The 18,707-nt window shown below is 57.9% G+C and carries 17 protein-coding genes; 12 read left to right on the top strand and 5 right to left on the bottom strand.

Translation table 11 applies throughout. The annotated features are described in order from the left end of the window. Positions 1-15: 15 nt before the first annotated feature. The gene (mgtA, locus tag AB4N43_RS01615) at positions 16-3,612 is read right to left on the bottom strand and encodes a magnesium-translocating P-type ATPase (protein WP_460152922.1); all 3,597 of its coding nucleotides are present in this window, start codon (positions 3,610-3,612) and stop codon (positions 16-18) included. Positions 3,613-3,945: 333 nt separating this feature from the next. Between mgtA and AB4N43_RS01610 the strand changes: the two genes are divergently transcribed. From AB4N43_RS01610 to ppk2, 9 genes are all read left to right on the top strand, one after another. Next, positions 3,946-4,593 carry a BON domain-containing protein gene (locus AB4N43_RS01610; RefSeq protein WP_027923112.1) on the top strand — a complete coding sequence of 216 codons (648 nt, stop codon included), beginning with the start codon at positions 3,946-3,948 and terminating at the stop codon, positions 4,591-4,593. Positions 4,594-4,733: 140 nt separating this feature from the next. Continuing rightward, on the top strand, positions 4,734-5,672 hold the full coding sequence (locus tag AB4N43_RS01605) for a universal stress protein (RefSeq protein ID WP_027923111.1): 939 nt from the start codon (positions 4,734-4,736) through the stop codon (positions 5,670-5,672). Positions 5,673-5,867: 195 nt separating this feature from the next. Beyond that, positions 5,868-6,218, top strand: coding sequence for a trimeric intracellular cation channel family protein (locus AB4N43_RS01600; protein WP_460152919.1), 351 nt, complete (start codon positions 5,868-5,870; stop codon positions 6,216-6,218). Beyond that, complete coding sequence (locus AB4N43_RS01595; protein WP_460152918.1) at positions 6,182-6,475, top strand: trimeric intracellular cation channel family protein; 294 nt, start codon at positions 6,182-6,184, stop codon at positions 6,473-6,475. The genes AB4N43_RS01600 and AB4N43_RS01595 overlap by 37 nt, the downstream gene beginning before the upstream one ends. Positions 6,476-6,575: 100 nt before the next feature. Continuing rightward, positions 6,576-6,857: a hypothetical protein gene (locus tag AB4N43_RS01590; RefSeq protein WP_194940073.1), complete on the top strand. Its 282-nt coding sequence runs from the start codon at positions 6,576-6,578 to the stop codon at positions 6,855-6,857. A gap of 303 nt (positions 6,858-7,160) precedes the next feature. Next, entirely contained in the window at positions 7,161-7,532 is a 372-nt protein-coding gene (locus AB4N43_RS01585; RefSeq protein WP_027923108.1) for a DUF3302 domain-containing protein, read from the top strand. 3 nt (positions 7,533-7,535) lie between these two features. Then, a complete protein-coding gene (locus AB4N43_RS01580; protein WP_027923107.1) occupies positions 7,536-8,495 on the top strand; it encodes an HlyD family secretion protein in 960 nt (319 codons plus the stop codon). A gap of 159 nt (positions 8,496-8,654) precedes the next feature. After that, the gene (locus AB4N43_RS01575; RefSeq protein ID WP_027923106.1) at positions 8,655-10,379 is read left to right on the top strand and encodes a SulP family inorganic anion transporter; all 1,725 of its coding nucleotides are present in this window, start codon (positions 8,655-8,657) and stop codon (positions 10,377-10,379) included. A gap of 141 nt (positions 10,380-10,520) precedes the next feature. After that, positions 10,521-11,339 carry a polyphosphate kinase 2 gene (ppk2, locus tag AB4N43_RS01570; protein ID WP_027923105.1) on the top strand — a complete coding sequence of 273 codons (819 nt, stop codon included), beginning with the start codon at positions 10,521-10,523 and terminating at the stop codon, positions 11,337-11,339. A 23-nt stretch (positions 11,340-11,362) separates the two neighbouring features. Here ppk2 and AB4N43_RS01565 read toward each other — a convergent pair whose 3' ends face one another. After that, positions 11,363-11,704: a potassium channel family protein gene (locus tag AB4N43_RS01565; RefSeq protein ID WP_460152914.1), complete on the bottom strand. Its 342-nt coding sequence runs from the start codon at positions 11,702-11,704 to the stop codon at positions 11,363-11,365. A gap of 95 nt (positions 11,705-11,799) precedes the next feature. Here AB4N43_RS01565 and potE point away from each other — a divergent pair, with 95 nt between their 5' ends. From potE to AB4N43_RS01550, 3 genes are read left to right on the top strand one after another with little or no spacing between them, the layout of a single operon-like run. Then, a complete protein-coding gene (potE, locus tag AB4N43_RS01560) occupies positions 11,800-13,140 on the top strand; it encodes a putrescine-ornithine antiporter (RefSeq protein WP_460152913.1) in 1,341 nt (446 codons plus the stop codon). Between the two features lie 46 nt (positions 13,141-13,186). Then, the gene (locus tag AB4N43_RS01555; RefSeq protein WP_027923102.1) at positions 13,187-14,080 is read left to right on the top strand and encodes an amino acid ABC transporter substrate-binding protein; all 894 of its coding nucleotides are present in this window, start codon (positions 13,187-13,189) and stop codon (positions 14,078-14,080) included. Positions 14,081-14,118: 38 nt separating this feature from the next. Then, a complete protein-coding gene (locus AB4N43_RS01550; RefSeq protein ID WP_027923101.1) occupies positions 14,119-14,307 on the top strand; it encodes a hypothetical protein in 189 nt (62 codons plus the stop codon). A 7-nt stretch (positions 14,308-14,314) separates the two neighbouring features. On the opposite strand, the gene AB4N43_RS01545 is transcribed toward AB4N43_RS01550, so the two are convergent. The 3 genes from AB4N43_RS01545 to AB4N43_RS01535 all read right to left on the bottom strand — a co-directional run bounded on the left by AB4N43_RS01545 (position 14,315) and on the right by AB4N43_RS01535 (position 18,375). Beyond that, positions 14,315-15,925, bottom strand: a complete 1,611-nt coding sequence (locus AB4N43_RS01545; RefSeq protein ID WP_460152910.1) for a mechanosensitive ion channel family protein — start codon at positions 15,923-15,925, stop codon at positions 14,315-14,317. A gap of 179 nt (positions 15,926-16,104) precedes the next feature. Then, on the bottom strand, positions 16,105-16,302 hold the full coding sequence (locus tag AB4N43_RS01540) for a YbdD/YjiX family protein (RefSeq protein WP_007949127.1): 198 nt from the start codon (positions 16,300-16,302) through the stop codon (positions 16,105-16,107). 15 nt (positions 16,303-16,317) lie between these two features. After that, a complete protein-coding gene (locus tag AB4N43_RS01535; RefSeq protein WP_027923099.1) occupies positions 16,318-18,375 on the bottom strand; it encodes a carbon starvation CstA family protein in 2,058 nt (685 codons plus the stop codon). Positions 18,376-18,707: the final 332 nt, after the last annotated feature.

The following is an 18,707-nucleotide window of genomic DNA, read 5'->3' as shown; positions in this document are numbered from 1 at the left end:
GCCATGCCTTTCCCGTCATCCAGAGACAGGCGTGACGATGGATCTGCGATGGCGCTTCGAGCGCTGACGACGGTAGAAAATACGCTTCACACATTCAGCTGACGCCATGTACACCAGGCTGATCGTCAACACCACCGCCAGAATATGGAACGGCAGTGGCACCAAGCCGAACCATGGCGCTAGCGCACTGTACGGTAGCCCGATTGCAAGCAGACCAATGCCCAGCGCACTGATCATCAGCAGTTTCGCCGGGCGGCTTTGGTAAAACGGCCTGTAAGTGCGCACGATGAAAATCGTCAGCAGTTGGGTCAGCAGCGACTCAACGAACCAACCGCTGCGGAATACTTCGGGAACCATGTCTGCGAGCAGGTACAAGGCTACGAACGTCAGCATGTCGAACAACGAGCTCACCAGCCCGAAAACCACCATGAAATTGCGGATTTCAGTGATGTTCCACCGATGAGGCGTGCTTTCCCATTCGCGATCAACGTTGTCGTTGGCAATCCCCATGGAGGGGATGTCAGACAGGAAGTTGTTGAGCAATATTTGCTTGGCCAGCAGGGGCAGGAAAGGTAACGCCAGAGAAGCCAGGGCCATACTGATCATGTTGCCGAAGTTGGCACTGGAGACGATGGAAATGTACTTGAGGGTGTTGGCAAAGGTATGCCTGCCCTCTTCGATGCCTTCGCGCAGGACATTCAGATCGTGCTCCAGCAACACGAAGTCGGCGGCTTGTTTCGCGACGTCGGCGGCGTTGTCCACGGAGATCCCGATATCGGCCACTTGAAGCGCGGGTGCATCATTGATGCCATCGCCCATGTACCCGACAACATGCCCGGTCTTCTGCAGGGCTCGGATAATGCGTTCTTTCTGATTGGGATCGACCTCGGCGAACAGGGTCGTCAGCGGGGCCAGGTGCATCAACGCTTCGTCTTTCATCGCTGACAGCTCAGCGCCGGTGATGATCCGCTCAACGGGAAGACCCACCGCCATACCTACGTGGCGGGCCACCAGATGACTGTCGCCGCTGATGATCTTCACTTGCACACCGAGCTTGTCGAGGGTGGCAATGGTGTCTTTGATTCCCGGTTCTGGAGGGTCAAAGAACAATAGAAAGCCGCGAAAGGTCATGTCCTTTTCTTCATCCCGGCCATAGTGTGGCTGATCCGGCAATGTACGGGTGGCAAGCCCCAGGACTCGAAACCCCTGCTCGCTCCAATCGGCGAAGCGTTGAGCAATCGACGCGAGTTCTGCGTCGTTCAACGCGATAACCTGATCACCTCGACGCCTGTGCGTGCAAACCTCAAGCACATTGTCCAATGCCCCCTTGGTCACCATCAGTCTGCTGGCCTCGGGCGCATTGGCCACCACCACGCTGAGGCGCTTGCGAACGAAGTCATAAGGGACTTCATCAAGCTTGCTGACGCCTGCGCAAGGCAGGTCTTTGCCGGCCAGAGTGATGGCATCGTCCATCGCGTTGCGCATTCCGGTCTGGAAGCTCGAATTGAACACCGCCAGTTGCAAGACATCAGAGGCGACGACGCCTTCTACATCCATGGCACCGTCCAGCACCACGACCCCCCGGGTCAGCGTACCGGTCTTGTCGGTACACAGGATGTCCATGGCCCCGAGGTTTTCGATGGCATTGAGGTGACGCACGATGACCCCTTTGGCCGCCATGCGCTGCGCGCCTTTGGCCAGCGTGATACTGAGGATCGCCGGCAACAGTTCCGGCGACAGGCCGATGGACAAGGCAATGGCGAACAACAGGGTGTCGAGGGTTGGGCGATGCAGCAACATATTGATGCCGAACACCACAATCGTGATGACCAGCATCACCCGCAGCAGCAAGCCACCGAAGTGGCGCAGGCCACGCTCAAATTCAGTTTCGGGGGGCCGTAGCGCCAAGGTCTTGGCGATGTGGCCGATTTCACTCTCCTGGGCATAGCGCGTCACCACCACCTCGGCAGTGCCGCTGCGCACCGAGGTGCCCATGAACACACAATTGTGGCGCTGCCCCAGGGGGGCATCGGGGGCGCAATCACCGGGCAGCTTTTCTACCGGAAAGGTTTCCCCCGTCAGCAGGCTCTCGGCGATGAAGCAATCAAGCGCTTGTATGATGCGGCCGTCAGCGGCAATCAGGCTGCCGGCACTGAGTAACAGGATATCCCCCGGCACCACCTCACTGGCGGCCACTTCCAGGGGCTTGCCCTCACGACGTACCATCGCCCGCAGGGCAATCTTGCTGCGCAGCTGTTCCACCGCCTGGCTAGCCCGACTCTCATACCAGGCGCTGAGTACCGCACTGATCAGCACTATGCACCACACAATCGCCGCGTCGAGCCAGTCCCCCACCATCACGGCCACCAATGCGCCCACAATCAGAATCAGGACCAAGGGGGTGCGCATTTGCTCCAGCACCAGTCTGGTCAACCCCCGTGGCCGGTCCTTTGCCTGGACCGGTGCACTGCGCATTCGGGCTCTGGCCTGAGTTTGGCTCAACCCCTTTGGGGTGCTGTGCAGGGTACTGAACACCTGGCTGACCGGCGGGCTCCAATAATCGGCGTTTTTGTCACGCGTTGTTTTTTTGCCTGTCGATTGCCATTCGCGATGCGCCAGCCAAAGGCCCGGCACCATCGGCAACCAGAAGGTTAATCCGCGAAACAACAACGTGGCCGAAAGCGCCACCGCAATGTTCACCCCGACCCAATGCAACGTCACCACGGCCGCCGCCTCGAAGGCACCGAGACCACCCGGCACAATGCCGATACTGCGCAGCACACTGGCCAGCATGAATCCGGCAAAAAGGCCCAACGGCGGTGCCGAGACACCCAGCGCTCGGACCAGCACCCATAACGTTGCGCTATCAAGCACAATGATCGCTAACTCCAGCAGCGTAACGCGCCAGAGCAAGGCGTGACTGCGAACCAGATTTTTGTCGGCGCCGGTCAGTAACGAAACGCTCTTGGCGATAATCGAAAAACCCTGGCCCGGCACATGGGCAGCCAGGCGGCTATTACCCGCCAGTCTTGGGATGATCACCGCCAGAACCAGGCTCACCGCCACAAACACCACACAAGTGGTCAGTACCGTGGCCGTCGCATGCCCCTGGAAAATCACCACCGGCAACGCCACGCCAACGGACAGCACGTAGGCCAGGAAGTACCCGGACACATCCAGCACCAGACACGCCAACACCACTGGTTTGGCAAACCCGAGTCGTACAAACGAGGCGACCACCGCAAATGCGCCGCTGATACCGGAAGACGGCAGTGCTTGATCGACAAACAGTTTCATCAAGCTCAACTTGCCCGAATCCCAGAGTGAAAGGCGCAGGTCCCCGGCCTTGAGCACCACGCGAAACACCTGCCCCTGGGCGACATACGTCAGGGCTTGCAAGCCGAAGGCAGCAATGAGCCACAGTGGTTCTGCCTCCACGAGCAATCGCGTGAAGGATTCGACATCGGTGAAGTGCAGCGCGACGCCAATGACCGTCGCAAACATCGCGGCCCCCAGCAGCCAGGTCAGCCAGAGCGCAGGTCGACTGTAATGCGGGTCTTCTTCAAAGACAGGCGGGTGATTCAGGTCCGGATTGGGCGGTTTAACAGACATGCCGTGCCCCTGAGCCATTGAGCAGGAGCCTTGATTCTGGGCGCGTGACGACGAGTCTCTTTGATCAATGTCAACTACTCTCGCCCGCCCCCTCGCCGATTATCTCCGTACCCGTCTACGTGCCCACGGCTTCATGGCTGGAAAGCATCAGAAAGTTGATCCGAATCGCCTGCACTCTCTGATTTTTGTCTACTGATCGCCGGCTGTCGACTCGCGGAGGCACTCACTGACGCCTTGTTGATTTAGCTCAATGTCTTGGCGCCGCTCAGGCGTAGAAAAAACCAATAGGGCTCGTGCGGCCCGCCAATACCGGATCAAACAGAGGACACAGACATGAGCGACTTGAGCCTGCGTAAAACCATATTGGAAGAGCTCGAATTCAAGCCCGATATCGAAGCAGCCAACATTGGTGTAGCCGTGGACAATGGCGTGGTCACGCTGTCCGGTCACGTCAGCAGCTACGCCCAGAAAATCAGCGCGGAACGCGCGGTCAAAGGCATCAATGGCGTACGCGCGCTGGCCGATGAAATTCAGGTCAGGCTGGATAAATACGCCGGGACTTCCGACGACTCGATCGCCACCCGCGCCTTGAAAATCATCCATTGGAGTTCCGACGTTCCCGAAGGCGACGTCAAAGTCATCGTGCAGAGCGGGCGGATCACTCTGGAAGGACAAGTGGACTGGCAGTACCAGAAAGAAACCGTGGAGCGCTCGGTGCGCAAGTTATCCGGCGTGGTTGGCGTGTGTAATCGCCTCACCTTGCGCCCTCGGCTGGATGTCTTTGATATCCAGCAACGCATTGAGGCCGCGCTAAAGCGTAGCGCCGAAGTGGATGCCAAGGATATTCATGTCACCGTCGAAGGTGATGTGGTGAGGCTCGAAGGCCGGGTTCACTTGTGGCGCGAACGCCAGATTGCAGAACGGGCCGCCTGGTCGGTGCCAGGCGTGAGCAAAGTGGAAGACCATTTGCTGCTTGCGTGAGTCAATACCCTGGGGAGCCGGTGGTTCCCCAGGACGTGCTGCTCAATTCCGCCGAACTGGACGGATTCGATCCTCGTAAAGGCGTCGGACACTGGAGCCATTGGGCAGGCATTTGCACGATTACCTACGGGAGATTTGTCATGTCCGATCAAACACGTTTCATGCTGGTCGTTCCGCCCCTGATGGAGAACAATCCCGCTTTCGATCGGGCCGCCGCGCTGGCCAAAGCGTCGGACGCGGCACTTCACATTGTGGCATTCGACTACCTCGAAGGGCTGGCGACTGCCGGAATGGTCAACCAGCAAGCGCGGGAGCAAATGCGAATCAGCTACGTCGAGCGCCATCGACAATGGTTGGAAGACCAGGCCCGTCCGTTGCGCAAAAACGGAGTACACGTCACAACTGAAGTCGTCTGGGTAGAAAGACCCTTGCAGGAAATCCTCATCCATCTCAAAGAACAATCCATGGCGGTATTGATCAAGGCGCTGGAACACGAAACGCTGCTATCACGCCTGATGTTTACTCCGTTGGATGTTCATCTGTTACGCGAATGCCCGGTGCCCATGCACTTCGTCAGCCACATGCACCACGCATTGCCCCGCAAGATCGTCGCTGCGGTCGACCCTTTTCATCGCAATGGGCAGTACAAAAGTTTCAACGACAGAATTCTGCAAGAAGCCCAAAAACTGGCGAGCACCTGTCATGCAGAGCTCGACGTTATCTATGCCCATGACCTTTCATCCATCAGCGCGGATGAATTCGGCTTCGCAAATGGCTCGACGTTTTTCTCATCCAGCAAAGCCAAAATGCTATTTGACGCACAGGCTGATGCCTTTCGTGAACTGTCTGAGCGCAACGGTATCCCGCCGGAACGCCAGCATCTGATCATGGGTAACCCCGTCAAGGTGCTTGCCAGCTACGCAGCAGCGTATGAGACCGATGTGATTGTGATGGGACGAATCGGGCACCGGACAATGGACCGGTTTATCGGCAGTACGGTGGAACAACTGCTGTTCAAAATGCCATGCAGTATTTGGGTCATTTCCCCGCAGGTAATCATTGAAAGTGACGTTCACTGACGGGGGCATGTTTCGCCATCCTCTCAGTCATCCAATCACCGGGTAATCCACACCGTGGTGCGCCCCATTCATCAACCTCCGAGACAACGCCAAGCTCCCCGCTACACTTCCTTATCTGCGCCGCGCTATCGCGTCATGCTGGATGCGAGCAAATGACCGACTGCTGAGGGGCACAGCCTGAGAGCGGAGTAACGGATGCTTTATTTTCAGCAAATGTTGGGCACCGCCGTGTTTGCCATCACCGGGGTGCTGGCTATCCAGAAAGCGGGGGTCGATGTGTTCGGCGCCGTGGTGCTGGGCATCATCACGGCTATTGGTGGCGGCACCGTTCGCGACCTGTTGCTCGATCAACCGATTTTCTGGATCGCGGACTTCAACTACATCTGGGTCGCCTTGATTGCCGCCGCGCTGGCTTTTTTCTCACCAAAAGATTCCAGCAGCGCTATCGCCTTTTGCTGTACCTCGATGGATTTGCGGCCGCGCTGTTCGGATTGGTCGCTACCGAGAAAGTGCTCGGATTGCATCTCGCGGCGCCTTTTGCCGTGATGATGGGTGTACTGACCAGTATTGGCGGCGGCATCGTGCGTGATGTTCTGGCCGGCAGAACCTCGTTGTTGATGTCACGTGAGATCTACGCCACGCCGATCCTGCTGGGGTGCATCGTCTATGTCCTGTTGCGCGATGCATTCCCGACTATCCAGGTCGCCGGCTGGATTGCCTTGCTCTTTACCTCGGGCCTGCGGTTTCTCGCCATTTACAAGGATCTGCAAATGCCAACGATTTTATCCACCCGGCAGGGGTAAAAATGAAGCTAATGTTCGATGTTACGCGCAATGAACCTTCCAACGCTGATCGATCCGAACGGTGTTGCTGGTCAGTAAAAATCTACTCAGGAGCTTGGTTATGAGAATCATCGCGACGCTTGTATGCACACTCTTGTTTTCGCTGGCTTTGTCATCGCCGTCTTTTGCCGCTTCAAATTGCAATAACGCCGGCAGTGCCAGTGCTGCCAAAAACTGCGTTAAAAACAACAATGATCAAAAAGGTAAAGGCAACTGCAATGGAAATGGTAACTGCGACAAAGCCAAGGAAGCCAAAGACAAATCTGATGATTATTCGGTCAGTTGCATGGAGATCAACAACATGACCCTGCGCCGTCAATGTCTTGATAAGCGCAGAGATTGATTGACAGGCGTCTGGTGGGTAGCGAGGGCACTTCGATTGAGTGAAGGCGTGCCCTCGCCGCTCTCACCGATACGACCTAACGGCCAGTAGACAGTAGCGCGAGAAAATACCAACACGTGCATAAAACGACCTAGAACACAGCGGCAATTAAGCAGATTCTCTCGCTCGCTCTCCCGCAGGCCTGGCCTGCGCAGGCTGACAATTGAGTGGTCGGTTCAGTTCTGGTCATCAGGACTGCCCGCACTCATAAAAACCGTGACTACACTGACCCAAGTACATCGCTTGTGCCATGAGGGGGCGACCATGCTGGATTACTTCGCGCTAGGCCTGTTGTTCTTTGTCGGGCTGGTCCTGTTCTACGGAATCATCGCGCTACACGACATACCCTATGAAATAGCCGTACACCGCAATCACCCGCACCAGGATGCGATCCATGCCACCGGCTGGGTGAGTTTGTTCACCCTGCATGCGCTTTGGCCATTTCTGTGGATCTGGGCGATGGCGTACCGGGAAGACCGGGGCTGGGGATTTGGTGATGGCAAGTCACCACAATTTCATGTTGCTCATCTGGAACAACAGGTTGCCGATCTGCAAAGTCGCATTGAGCGACTGGAAACGGCAACAGGTACTGCGCTGGGCACGCCAGCGTCGGACAATCGCGGTGAGGGAATCTAAGCCATGGATCTTCTGCTTGTTTTGACCTATGCCGCCATCTGCACCGCCATCTTCAAGATCTTCCGCATACCACTGAACAAATGGACGGTGCCGACCGCAGTCCTCGGTGGGATCCTGATCGTGGGCGCATTGATCTTCACGATGAACTACAACCACCCGTACTCTGAGGTCGCGCGCTCTTACTTCGTCTCCGTGCCGGTCATTCCGGTGGTCAGTGGCCAGGTCATCGACGTGCCGGTCAAGGGTAATGAGCCTCTGGAAAAAGGCGATGTGCTGTTTCGCATCGACCCTGCCCCGTTCGAGTACAAGATCCAGTCCATCAAGGCACAGTTGCTATCAGCGAAAGCTGATCGAGCCCGAATCACTGAGCTGATCAAGCGCAACTTTGCCACCCAACGTGAACTGGACGTCGTCGTTGCTCGCTCTGACGATTTGCAGGCACAACTGGAAAATGCTCAGTATGAACTGGACAACACCACCGTTCGCGCCCCGAGCAAAGGCTTCGTCACCCATGTTTCCTTGCGTCCGGGCATGATGGCGACCAAGTTACCCTTGCGTCCTTCCATGGTGTTCATCCCGGATGAAGGGCATTACTTTGCCGCGTGGATGCGTCAAAACAGCCTGTTGCGCTTGTCGGTCGGCGATGAGGCAGAAGTGGCTTTTGATGGCATTCCCGGCAGGGTGTTCGAGGGGCGGGTCAAGACCGTCGTCAACGTTATCGCAGAGGGACAAGTTCAGCCCTCTGGAACATTGACCGGCTTCACGGGCTCACCGCCGGCCGGCCGGGTACCGGTCATTATCGAGATCACCGATCCGGACTATGCCCAATACAGCAGCCAGATGCCGGGCGGCGCGTATGGGCAGGCGGCACTCTATAGCCAGCACTTTGAGCATATCGCAATGATGCGCAAAATCCTGCTGCGCATGGCTGCCTGGATGAACTACATCTTTCCATTCCATTAATAAATGACAGGCGTCCCCTTTTGACAGGGGACGCCTGCCCTCCTCTGTTTGTCCTCGATCAACTGCATTTTTCTGTGACTGCACGCTGCCGTTCAGGCGCCATGTGGGCGATGGAATAGGGATCTAACGCAGCATGAAAAATTTGGGTTGGAGCACTTCATGAACCAACAACGTAGCGATCAGGAAGATCGGCTTTCAGGATTAACCCCCCGGCGAGTTGTGAGTGCCCTGTTACCAGAGTGGCTTGGCGACTACCAACAGGGCTGGTTCAAAGGCGATGCCATCGCGGGTCTGACCGCCGCGGCCGTGGTCATTCCCAAGGCACTGGCCTACGCCACCATCGCCGGCCTGCCGGTACAGATCGGCCTCTATACCGTGTTGGTGCCGATGGCGATCTATGCCGTGCTCGGCAGTTCACGCCCGCTCAGCGTCAGTACCACCACAACCCTTGCGATCCTGGTCGCCTCCGCACTGGGTCAGGTCAGCCCGTCCGGCGATACGGCGACCCTGATCGTTGCCTCCGCCACGCTGGCCTTGATGGTCGGCGCCATATTGGTCCTGGCCGGGATATTGCGCCTCGGCTTCGTTGCCAACTTCATTTCAGAACCGGTGCTGGTGGGCTTCAAGGCCGGCATCGGGATAGTCATCGTGCTCGATCAACTGCCCAAGTTGCTGGGCATCCATATCGAAAAAGGTGGGTTTTTTCACAACGTCCTCGCCACTGTCGAAGGGTTGGGGCATGCCTCATTGCCGACCGTGGCCGTCGGTGTATTCATGGTGCTGATTCTGATCGGCATGAAGCACTTCACCCCCCGATTGCCAGCACCACTGATTGCGGTTGCGCTCGGCATTGTCGGCATGAGTGTGCTGAATCTGGAGCAATTGGGTGTGTCGGCCGTAGGAATCGTGCCAATCGGGTTGCCGGGGTTGACGCTGCCCGACTGGTCGATCGTGTCACAGCTCTGGCCATCGGCCCTGGGCATTGCGCTGATGAGCTTTACCGAAACCATCGCGGCGGGACGAGCTTTTGCCCGCAGTGATGAACCCGCGCTGCAGCCCAACCGTGAGTTGGTGGCGACAGGGTTTGCCAACATCGGCGGTGCATTGCTTGGGGCCATGGCGGCCGGGGGTGGAACCACCCAAACCGCCGTCAACCGCTTGGCCGGTGCGCAATCACAACTGGCGGGGTTGATCACGGCCGGACTGGCACTGGGGACTTGCCTGCTGATTGCGCCGTTCATTGGCCTGATGCCCAATGCCACGCTCGCCGCGGTTGTGATCGTGTATTCGATTGGCCTGATCCAGCCTTCGGAATTTCGCGACATTCTTTCGGTGCGCCGCACAGAATTTATCTGGGCACTGGTGGCACTGGTCGGGGTCATGTTGCTCGGCACGCTGCAGGGGATCGTCGTCGCGATCATTGTTTCGCTGCTGGCACTGGCCTACCAGGTCTCTGACCCGCCCGTTCACATACTTGGGCGCAAACCCGGCACCAATGTGTATCGCCCGCCCTGCGCCGAGACTGACGACGAGCACTTCGAGGGGTTGCTGATGCTGCGCCCTGAAGGTCGCATTTTCTTTGCCAACGCCGAACGACTCGGTTCGAAAATCCGCTCGTTAATCGCTGCAGCTGCGCCACGCGTTGTGATTCTCGATCTGCGCAGTGTTTTCGACCTGGAATACACCGCTTTGAAAATGCTCACGGCGGCAGAACAGCGTCTGCGAGAAAAAGGCATTTCGTTGTGGCTGGTGGGCATGAGTCCCAGTGTTTACGCGATGGTTATTCATGCTCCATTGGGCGTCGCATTGGGTGATACGCGGATGCTCCCCAATCTGGAGCAAGCCGTTGCCGATTATCAGCGCCAACAAAGAGATCAAACGTGATTTCGCGCGCAGCCCTGAAGACCGATGACCTGCGTCATCTGCACGTCGGGAATTTGAACTACCCTTTAGTACGCAAGCGGTACCGGGAATTCGCAACCGACACACACTCTATTCAAGACCACCAGAGGTTGAAGTATCGCGATGAAAAAAACCAATCGTGAAATTGCCGATTCTGCGCAAAAGAAAGCCGACACGCTTAGCCGCAAAGACTACGAAAAACAGCTCAAGACCCTGCACGTCGAACTCGTCAAATTGCAGCAGTGGGTGGTCGCCACGGGGGCCAAGGTCGTGATTGTTTTCGAAGGCCGTGATGGCGCCGGCAAAGGTGGCACGATCAAGGCGTTGACCGAACGTGTCAGCCCACGGGTGTTTCGTGTGGTGGCCCTGCCAGCACCGTCCGAACGAGAAAAAAGCCAGATGTACCTGCAACGCTACATGCCGCACTTTCCAGCGGCCGGCGAGGTCGTGATCTTCGATCGCAGCTGGTACAACCGGGCAGGTGTCGAGCGAGTCATGGGTTTTTGCGACGAGCAACAGGTGATCGGCTTTTTAGCACTGGCGCCGTTGTTCGAACGTCTTATGGTTAATTCCGGCGTGCTGTTGTTCAAGTACTGGCTGGAAGTCAGCCCTGAAGAACAAACCCGGCGGCTCAAGGAGCGCATCACCGACGGGCGCAAGATCTGGAAACTGTCACCGATGGACATCAAGTCCTACAACCGCTGGGACGACTACACGCGCGCCCGTGATGAGATGTTCGAAGCCACCGACACCGACTGGGCGCCCTGGAACGTTGCCCGTTCCGAGGACAAGAAATCCGTACGGCTGAACGTGCTGACTCACTTGTTGGGGAACATCCCCTATAAAAAGGTCAAGCAAGAAAAAGTCAGCCTGCCGAAACGCAAGATCGGCAGCTACAAGGCAGCCAATTACCCGTTCAAATACATCGCTGAACCCTACTGAGGGCTCAGCGTGATGCGTCGGCCTTATTCCTCGGATTTGGCCGCTCGCGCGGTCTCTTCGATGGCGCGGATACTGACGGCGGCGAATATGGCCGTCATCAGAACGCCATTGAAACCCAGCAAAACTGCAAGGACACGAGAGAGGGGCATTTTGGGTACCAGGTCACCGTAACCGATGGTCAATCCGGTCACGAACCCGAAGTAGATACCGTCAAACGGCCCCCACCCTTCCAGGTAGGCGATGATCAGACCGAACAGCACGATCGTAACCAACAGAATTGAGAAAATCGGCCAGACAACACGAATGTAGAACCACACTGTTTTGTAAAACTCGCGACGGACGTGCTTTGCATGAGATTGCGTCATGACATGGGCTTCCTGAAGTTGAGCTTGGCGACATCTGAATGCGTGGTGCTGCGTCACCTGACAGCTTGGCACAAGTGCAGAGAAAGGAGTTTTCGATGGCCGACTCAAGTAAAAAAATGAGCCTTGTGGGGCTCACTACCCTGGTGATGGTCAACATGATGGGGTCGGGCATCATCATGTTGCCGACCAGCATGGCCCAGCTCGGGGCCATTTCATTGCTGTCATGGATCGTCACGGCGATTGGCTCCATGGCCATCGCCTACTGCTTTTCCCAATGTGGCATTTATTGTCAGCGCTCCGGCGGGTTATCCGCCTACACCGAAGAAGCGCATGGCAAGTCAGGGTTCTTCCTCTGTTCGTATCTGTACTTCCTGTCGCTGGCCATTGCCAACGTTGCGGTCGCTATCTCGGCCGTGGGGTACATGACCTCGTTCCTGCCCTGGCTGGGCACGGGCGCAATCCCCCTGTTCATCGGTACGGTCGGCCTGCTGTGGCTGACCACCGTCGCTAACTTCGGTGGCCCCGGCATCACCGGCAGGATCGGCGCGATTACAGTCTGGGGAGTGATCATCCCGGTGGCAGGCCTGAGCATCATTGGCTGGTTCTGGTTCAAACCGGAGATATTGGTGTCCGCCTGGAACCCGAATAACCTTTCCAACGCCGACGCGATCAGCAGTGCGATTCCATTGACCCTCTGGGCATTTCTGGGTATGGAATCAGCGGCACAGGCCAGCGACGCCGTTGAAAACCCCAAGCGCACCGTACCGCTGGCCTGCCTGTTCGGCACGTTGGGTGCAGCGGTGGTCTACGTGCTGTCGACGACCGTGATCCAGGGCATCATTCCCAACGAGGAACTGGCCAACTCCTCGGCGCCCTTCGCGCTGGTCTACGCGCAAATGTTCAACCCCACGGTCGGGACCATCATCATGGCGTTGGCGGTGATGGCGTGTGTGGGCTCGCTGCTGGGATGGCAATTCACCTTGGCTCAAACGGCGAAAATGACCGCCGACCAAGGAATGTTTCCGAAACTGTTCAGCAAGCTCAACAGGCACAACGCGCCCCTCCTGGGCATGCTGGTGTGTGGTGTGTTGCAGACGCTGATGGCCCTGTCGACCATTTCACCCAATGCCGCCGCTCAGTTCGGCAAACTGGTCAATCTTGCCGCCGTGACCAACCTGATCCCCTACGTGACGGCACTGACCGGGCTGCTGGTCATGATGTACAAGGCGCGGGTTTCGTCAGCGGTTTACCTGCGTAATACCCCCGTATTGCTGATCGCGCTCGCCTATTCATTGTATGCCCTGCACTCGTGCGGCAAGGACGCGGTGTTCGGGGGCGCCCTTGTGCTGGTGTTCGGCTACCCACTGTATGGCTGGCTCGCCAAGCGCTTTGCCGTTGTGTCTCCCTCCGACCCTGCCAGGGTCGACACCCCTTAGGCCTGGTTTCTGGACGGTACTGACATCTGAATTCGGGGAATGGGACATGAATGCACAACGAAGCAAAACCATCGCACTGCTCTTTGCCTGCCTGCCACTGCTGGCCAGCGCCAACACCCTTGAACGGGTGCGCTCAAGCAATACGTTGACCCTCGGCTACCTGCCTGACTTCGCGCCCTTCAGCGTCAAAGTCGGCGACAAGGTCCAGGGTTATGCCATCAGTCTTTGCGACAAAATCGCCAACAAGGTCAAGGCCGAACTGGGTTTGCCCGAACTACAGGTCAGTTACCTGCCTGTCACCGTCGTCGATGGGATCAGTGCCGTCAGCTCAGGCAAGGTCGACCTCCTCTGCACACCAACGCCGCCAACACTGGAACGACGCAAGACAGTGAGCTATTCGGTGCCCATTTACACCGCAGGCCTCTCGGCGGTGGTGCACCAGGATGCCCCGGCGACGCTGCTGGACGTGCTCAATGGCAAAGTGGCCCACACCGGACCCACCTGGCGTGCCACCGTCAACCATGGTCTGTCCAACCAGACTTATGTCACCACGACCGGAGGCGTGAGCGAGGCGTGGATTCGTCAGCAGATGCGCTTGCTGGGCGTGGTCGCCACACTGATCACGGTCAATACTACGGCCGAAGGACTCGAGTTGGTCGCCAAAGGCAAAGCCGATGCGATGTTCAGCGAACGGATGATGCTCAGGAACCTCCTCGACAGCCGCTACCCAACGGGCAACCTGGTCCTGCTGGAGCGTATTTTCGAGTACGCCCCAACGGCCATGGCAGTACCGCGTAACGATGAAGATTTCCGCTTGCTGGTCGACACCACGCTGAGTGAAATGTACCGCTCCGGCGAGATTGAACAGGCGTACGATAAGTACCTGGAAGGCGCCAGCGACACGACCAAAAAGCTGTTCAAGGTCTATGCGCTGCCATAGCGCCGACGAAAACAGACGGTGTCCACTGGAGAACTCCCGTGATCAAGTACTTGATTCCCCTTGTCATGGTCGCCCTGCTCATCGCGATCAGCGGTTCGTCCTGCCATGACCGTCAACAGGACAACGATGAAAACGCCGTGCAGCATCCGCCGTTTACCGATGGCAATGGCAAGTACATCCCGCAGCAGCAACTTCAGCCTTCGACGATGCCTCGGCAGAGAATGTGAAGAGCGCTCAACTGTCCTTCGGTTCTTGCGCGGGTGCCGTATACCATTTGTCCCGGGGCACCCACTTCTCTGCCTGCGGATCACCCAAATAATGCGGCGACATGATCTGCACGCCGTACTCATTGAACACATCCTGAATATTGGCGTGCAGCATGCTCAGCAACTCCGCACGCGGTCGAGGCTGGCTGGGAATGGCCTGGGCCACCAGACGGTACTCGGGATAGAAGTCTGACAACGCGGTTTGAAATACCTGCGGGGGCGGGTTTTCAAGAATGCCCGGGGTGCGTTTGGCGGCTTCCAGCAACATCGCCTCCACCTGCCGCCACGGCGTGTCGTAGCCAATGGTCACGACGGTGTCGACCACGTAACCGGCGCCCTGCACGGTGCGCGAGTAATTCTTGGTCACGGTGTTGGTGATCATGGAATTGGGCAGGGTCAACACTTCGCCCAGGCCCGTGCGGATTCGCGTGGTGAACATACCCAACTCGGTCACCGTGCCTTCGTACTCGCCAATGCGTACAAATTCGCCGGGACGCAATGTTCGGGTGTAAGTCAGGATCAATCCCGCCGCCGCCTGACCCACCACGCTGGACGCGCCCAGCGAAATCATCAAGCCGATCAGCACCGACAAGCCTTTAAATGCATCGGTGCCGGCGCCCGGCAGGTACGGATAAGCCATGGCCAATGCAAACAACCACACCGCCAGGGACACCAGGCGCTGGGTCGGTTGCAGGGTTTCATGGTTCAGCCAACTGAAGGTGCCGGGGGTCGCCATGCGCCGAAGCACCCGACGCATGAAGGCGGTAACGCCTCGGGCGATGAAATAAATCGCCACCGCCACGCCCAGTCCGGGAATGGCGCCCAGAATGCCTTGCAGCAAATAGTCGCCGAGTTCCAACAGGTAGGTGTTAAGGCGTTCGCCCCATGGCCGAGTGTAGGGGAAACGCGACAGGACAAACCCCAGCCATTCATAGGTCAACAACACCACCACGGCCCAGCGCAGCCACTCAAACGCACGACTGACCAACGGATAGAGGTAACTGACGTCGAAAAGCTGTGTGCGCCCGACCTTCAGCGCCTGGCTATGACGATGCACCAGTCCGGGAAGTTTCTTCAGCAGTTTGCGTCGCAGGTACGCCATGGCGTAGAGCAAGACGATGTAAATAACAGTGGCTAACACCGCAGCGCCCACCGACCTTATGATTAACTGCAGGCTGCGCGCTTCCTGGGTTTCAGACACCACCAGACGCAGATTTCGCGCTGCTGCTTCAGCCGCCTGCTGCGCCGAATCGAATTCGCTGGCGTCGAAATCCTTGGCCGAAACGATAAACGCGCGCCGGCTGCCCAGCAGTACCATATAGCTGTCCAGCACCGGGTCGACGGTAACGTTCAGATCATCCGCCTCATCCAGCGCTTCGCCGATCACCGCTTTCGCGCGCTTGACCCGCGACACCGGAGGTTCCCCCAATATCGTTGCGCGAAACACCATGACGCTACGGTTGGCGACCTTTAATTCAGCCGGCGGATCCACCACGCTGGGTGTATTTTCGGCCCACACCAACACCGACCCGCACATCCCGACAACGATCAATATCACCGCGAGCAACCTGCTCCGCATGCGTCAGTTCCTTACGTCACAGGATTAGGACAGGGTCTGTAGGCAGCGTAGTTGAGCGATGAGCGGTTGTCAGATTCCCGCCGTCGGTCCTTGGTAAGCGATTGGGTAGCGGCCAGCGAGCCAAAAAAAACAGGAGCGCGGCAAGCCGGGCTCCTGTTTTTTTGTCTGGACTTACTGCGTCAGCAGCACTTCGGCCCAGCCTTGCTGCCGTATCGAGCTTCCTGGCGCTCCCGGAAGAACACCTCGTAGCTCATCACCGGTTTGTCCGGGTGCTTGTTCTGCATGTGCTCGACGTAGGTGTCATAGTCCGGCATGCCGACCATCAGGCGCGCGGCCTGACCGAGGTATTTACCGAGACGACTCAAGTCATTGAACATCAACACCCTCCTCCATCAAGCCTGTGGAATGGCCTGGAATGGCGCTTCTTTATCCGTGCGTTCCTTAGTGCCCCAGGCGGCGATGCCGACCTTGAGCGCAAAGAACAGAATGCTGAAGACCACGAACAGGAACAGCGCCGTCAGCGTCGCGTTGGTATAGGCGTTGAAGATCACATGCTGCATCTGGTCAATGCTCTTGGCCGGGGCCAACACCTGACCGTTGGCCAGCGCGTCGCTGTACTTCTTCGCCAGGGCGAGGAAACCGATGGCCGGGTTGGCGTCGAACAGCTTGATGAAACCCGCCGTCACGGTGCAGATCAGCAGCCAGACGGCTGGCAGCATGGTCACCCAGATGTAGCGCTGGCGCTTCATTTTGATCAGCACAACCGTTGCCAACATCAGCGCGATACCGGCCAGCATCTGATTGGAGATACCAAACAGCGGCCACAAGGTGTTGATCCCACCCAGAGGATCGATCACGCCTTGGTAGAGCAAGTAACCCCACATCGCCACGCAACCGGCGGTGGCGATCAGGTTGGCGGGCCAGGAATCGGTGCGTTTGAGCGCTGGAACGAAGGAGCCAAGCAAATCCTGGAGCATGAAGCGACCGGCACGGGTACCGGCGTCGACCGCCGTCAGGATGAACAGCGCTTCAAACAGAATCGCGAAGTGGTACCAGAACGCCATGGTGTTTTCACCCGGCAGGACGTGGTGCAGGATCTGCGCGATACCGACCGCCAGGGTCGGCGCACCGCCAGCACGGGCCAGGATAGTGGTTTCACCAATGTCATGGGCCACCGCTTGCAGGGCTTCCGGGGTAATCGCAAAGCCCCAGCTGCTGACGGTTTGAGCGACGGAGACAACATCCGCGCCGACCAACGCCGCGGGGCTGTTCATCGCAAAGTACACACCTGGCTCGATGACCGAGGCGGCAACCATGGCCATGATGGCGACAAACGATTCCATCAACATGCCGCCGTAACCGATGTAACGGGCATGACCTTCACTGGCCAGCAGTTTCGGCGTGGTGCCGGACGCGATCAGCGCATGGAAACCCGAGACCGCGCCACAAGCGATGGTGATGAACAGGAACGGGAACAGACCGCCCTTCCACACCGGGCCGGTGCCGTCGATGAACTGGGTCAGTGCGGGCATTTTCAGCTCGGGCATGGTGATCAGAATGCCGATCGCCAAGGCCACGATGGTGCCGATTTTCAGGAAGGTCGACAGGTAATCACGGGGAGCCAGGATCAGCCATACCGGCAGTACCGCCGCGACAAAGCCGTAACCAATCAGCATCCAGGTGATCTGGATACCGGTGAAGGTAAAGGCCTTGGCCCACACCGGATCAGCCGCGATCTGCCCACCGAGCCAGATCGAACCGAGCAACAACGCCACGCCGACCACGGAGATTTCGCCAATGCGACCCGGGCGGATGTAGCGCATGTAAATGCCCATGAACATCGCAATCGGGATGGTCGCCATCACCGTGAAAATGCCCCAAGGGCTCTCGGCCAAGGCTTTCACCACGATCAGCGCCAGCACCGCGAGGATGATGATCATGATCAGGAAGCAGCCAAACAGCGCGATGGTGCCGGGGATGCGACCCATTTCTTCACGAACCATGTCGCCGAGCGAACGACCGTTGCGGCGAGTGGACATGAACAGGACCATGAAGTCCTGAACCGCACCGGCCAGCACCACGCCGGCGATCAGCCACAGCGTGCCGGGCAGGTAGCCCATTTGCGCCGCCAGTACCGGGCCGACCAGGGGACCCGCGCCGGCAATGGCCGCGAAGTGGTGACCGAACAACACGTGTTTATTGGTCGGCACGTAGTCCAGGCCATCGTTATTGATGACCGCGGGCGTGGCACGATTGGGGTCCAGTTGCATCACCTTGGTGGCGATGAACAGGCTGTAGTAGCGATAGGCAACGAGGTAGATAGCGACAGCTGCGACTACGATCCAGAGGGCGTTGATCGCTTCGCCGCGGCGCAGGGCCACGACACTTAGCGCAAACGCTCCCAGAACAGCCACGGCAAACCAGGCGAGGTGTTTAGCCAGACGGGGCATAGCGTGTCTCCTGCCGACAGCCAGTGACTGCGGCGGTAATTTTTATAATTGTGTCCGCGGTGCGGAGCTGGCCCAATATCCCCGCATGCCGTCTACAAATAAATCCGCGTTACTACGTACGCCACGTCTACGTAGTTCTACGTAGATAACGCAGATCCCTTGTAGGAGTGAGGCTGCTCGCGATAGCTATCTACCGGCCAATATCAATATCGCCTGATACACCGCCATCGCGAGCAGGCTCACTCCTACAGGGGGTTTGCATTTCAACCGACTGACACGTCGGCCGCTGGTCATTCCGTCCAGCAGCGCTACAGGAAACGTATCTCTTTGGC

Source organism: Pseudomonas sp. S2_B07 (genome assembly GCF_054668435.1).
Note: the sequence above shows the minus strand (reverse complement) of the source record. Positions and strands in the feature narration are given on the sequence as shown.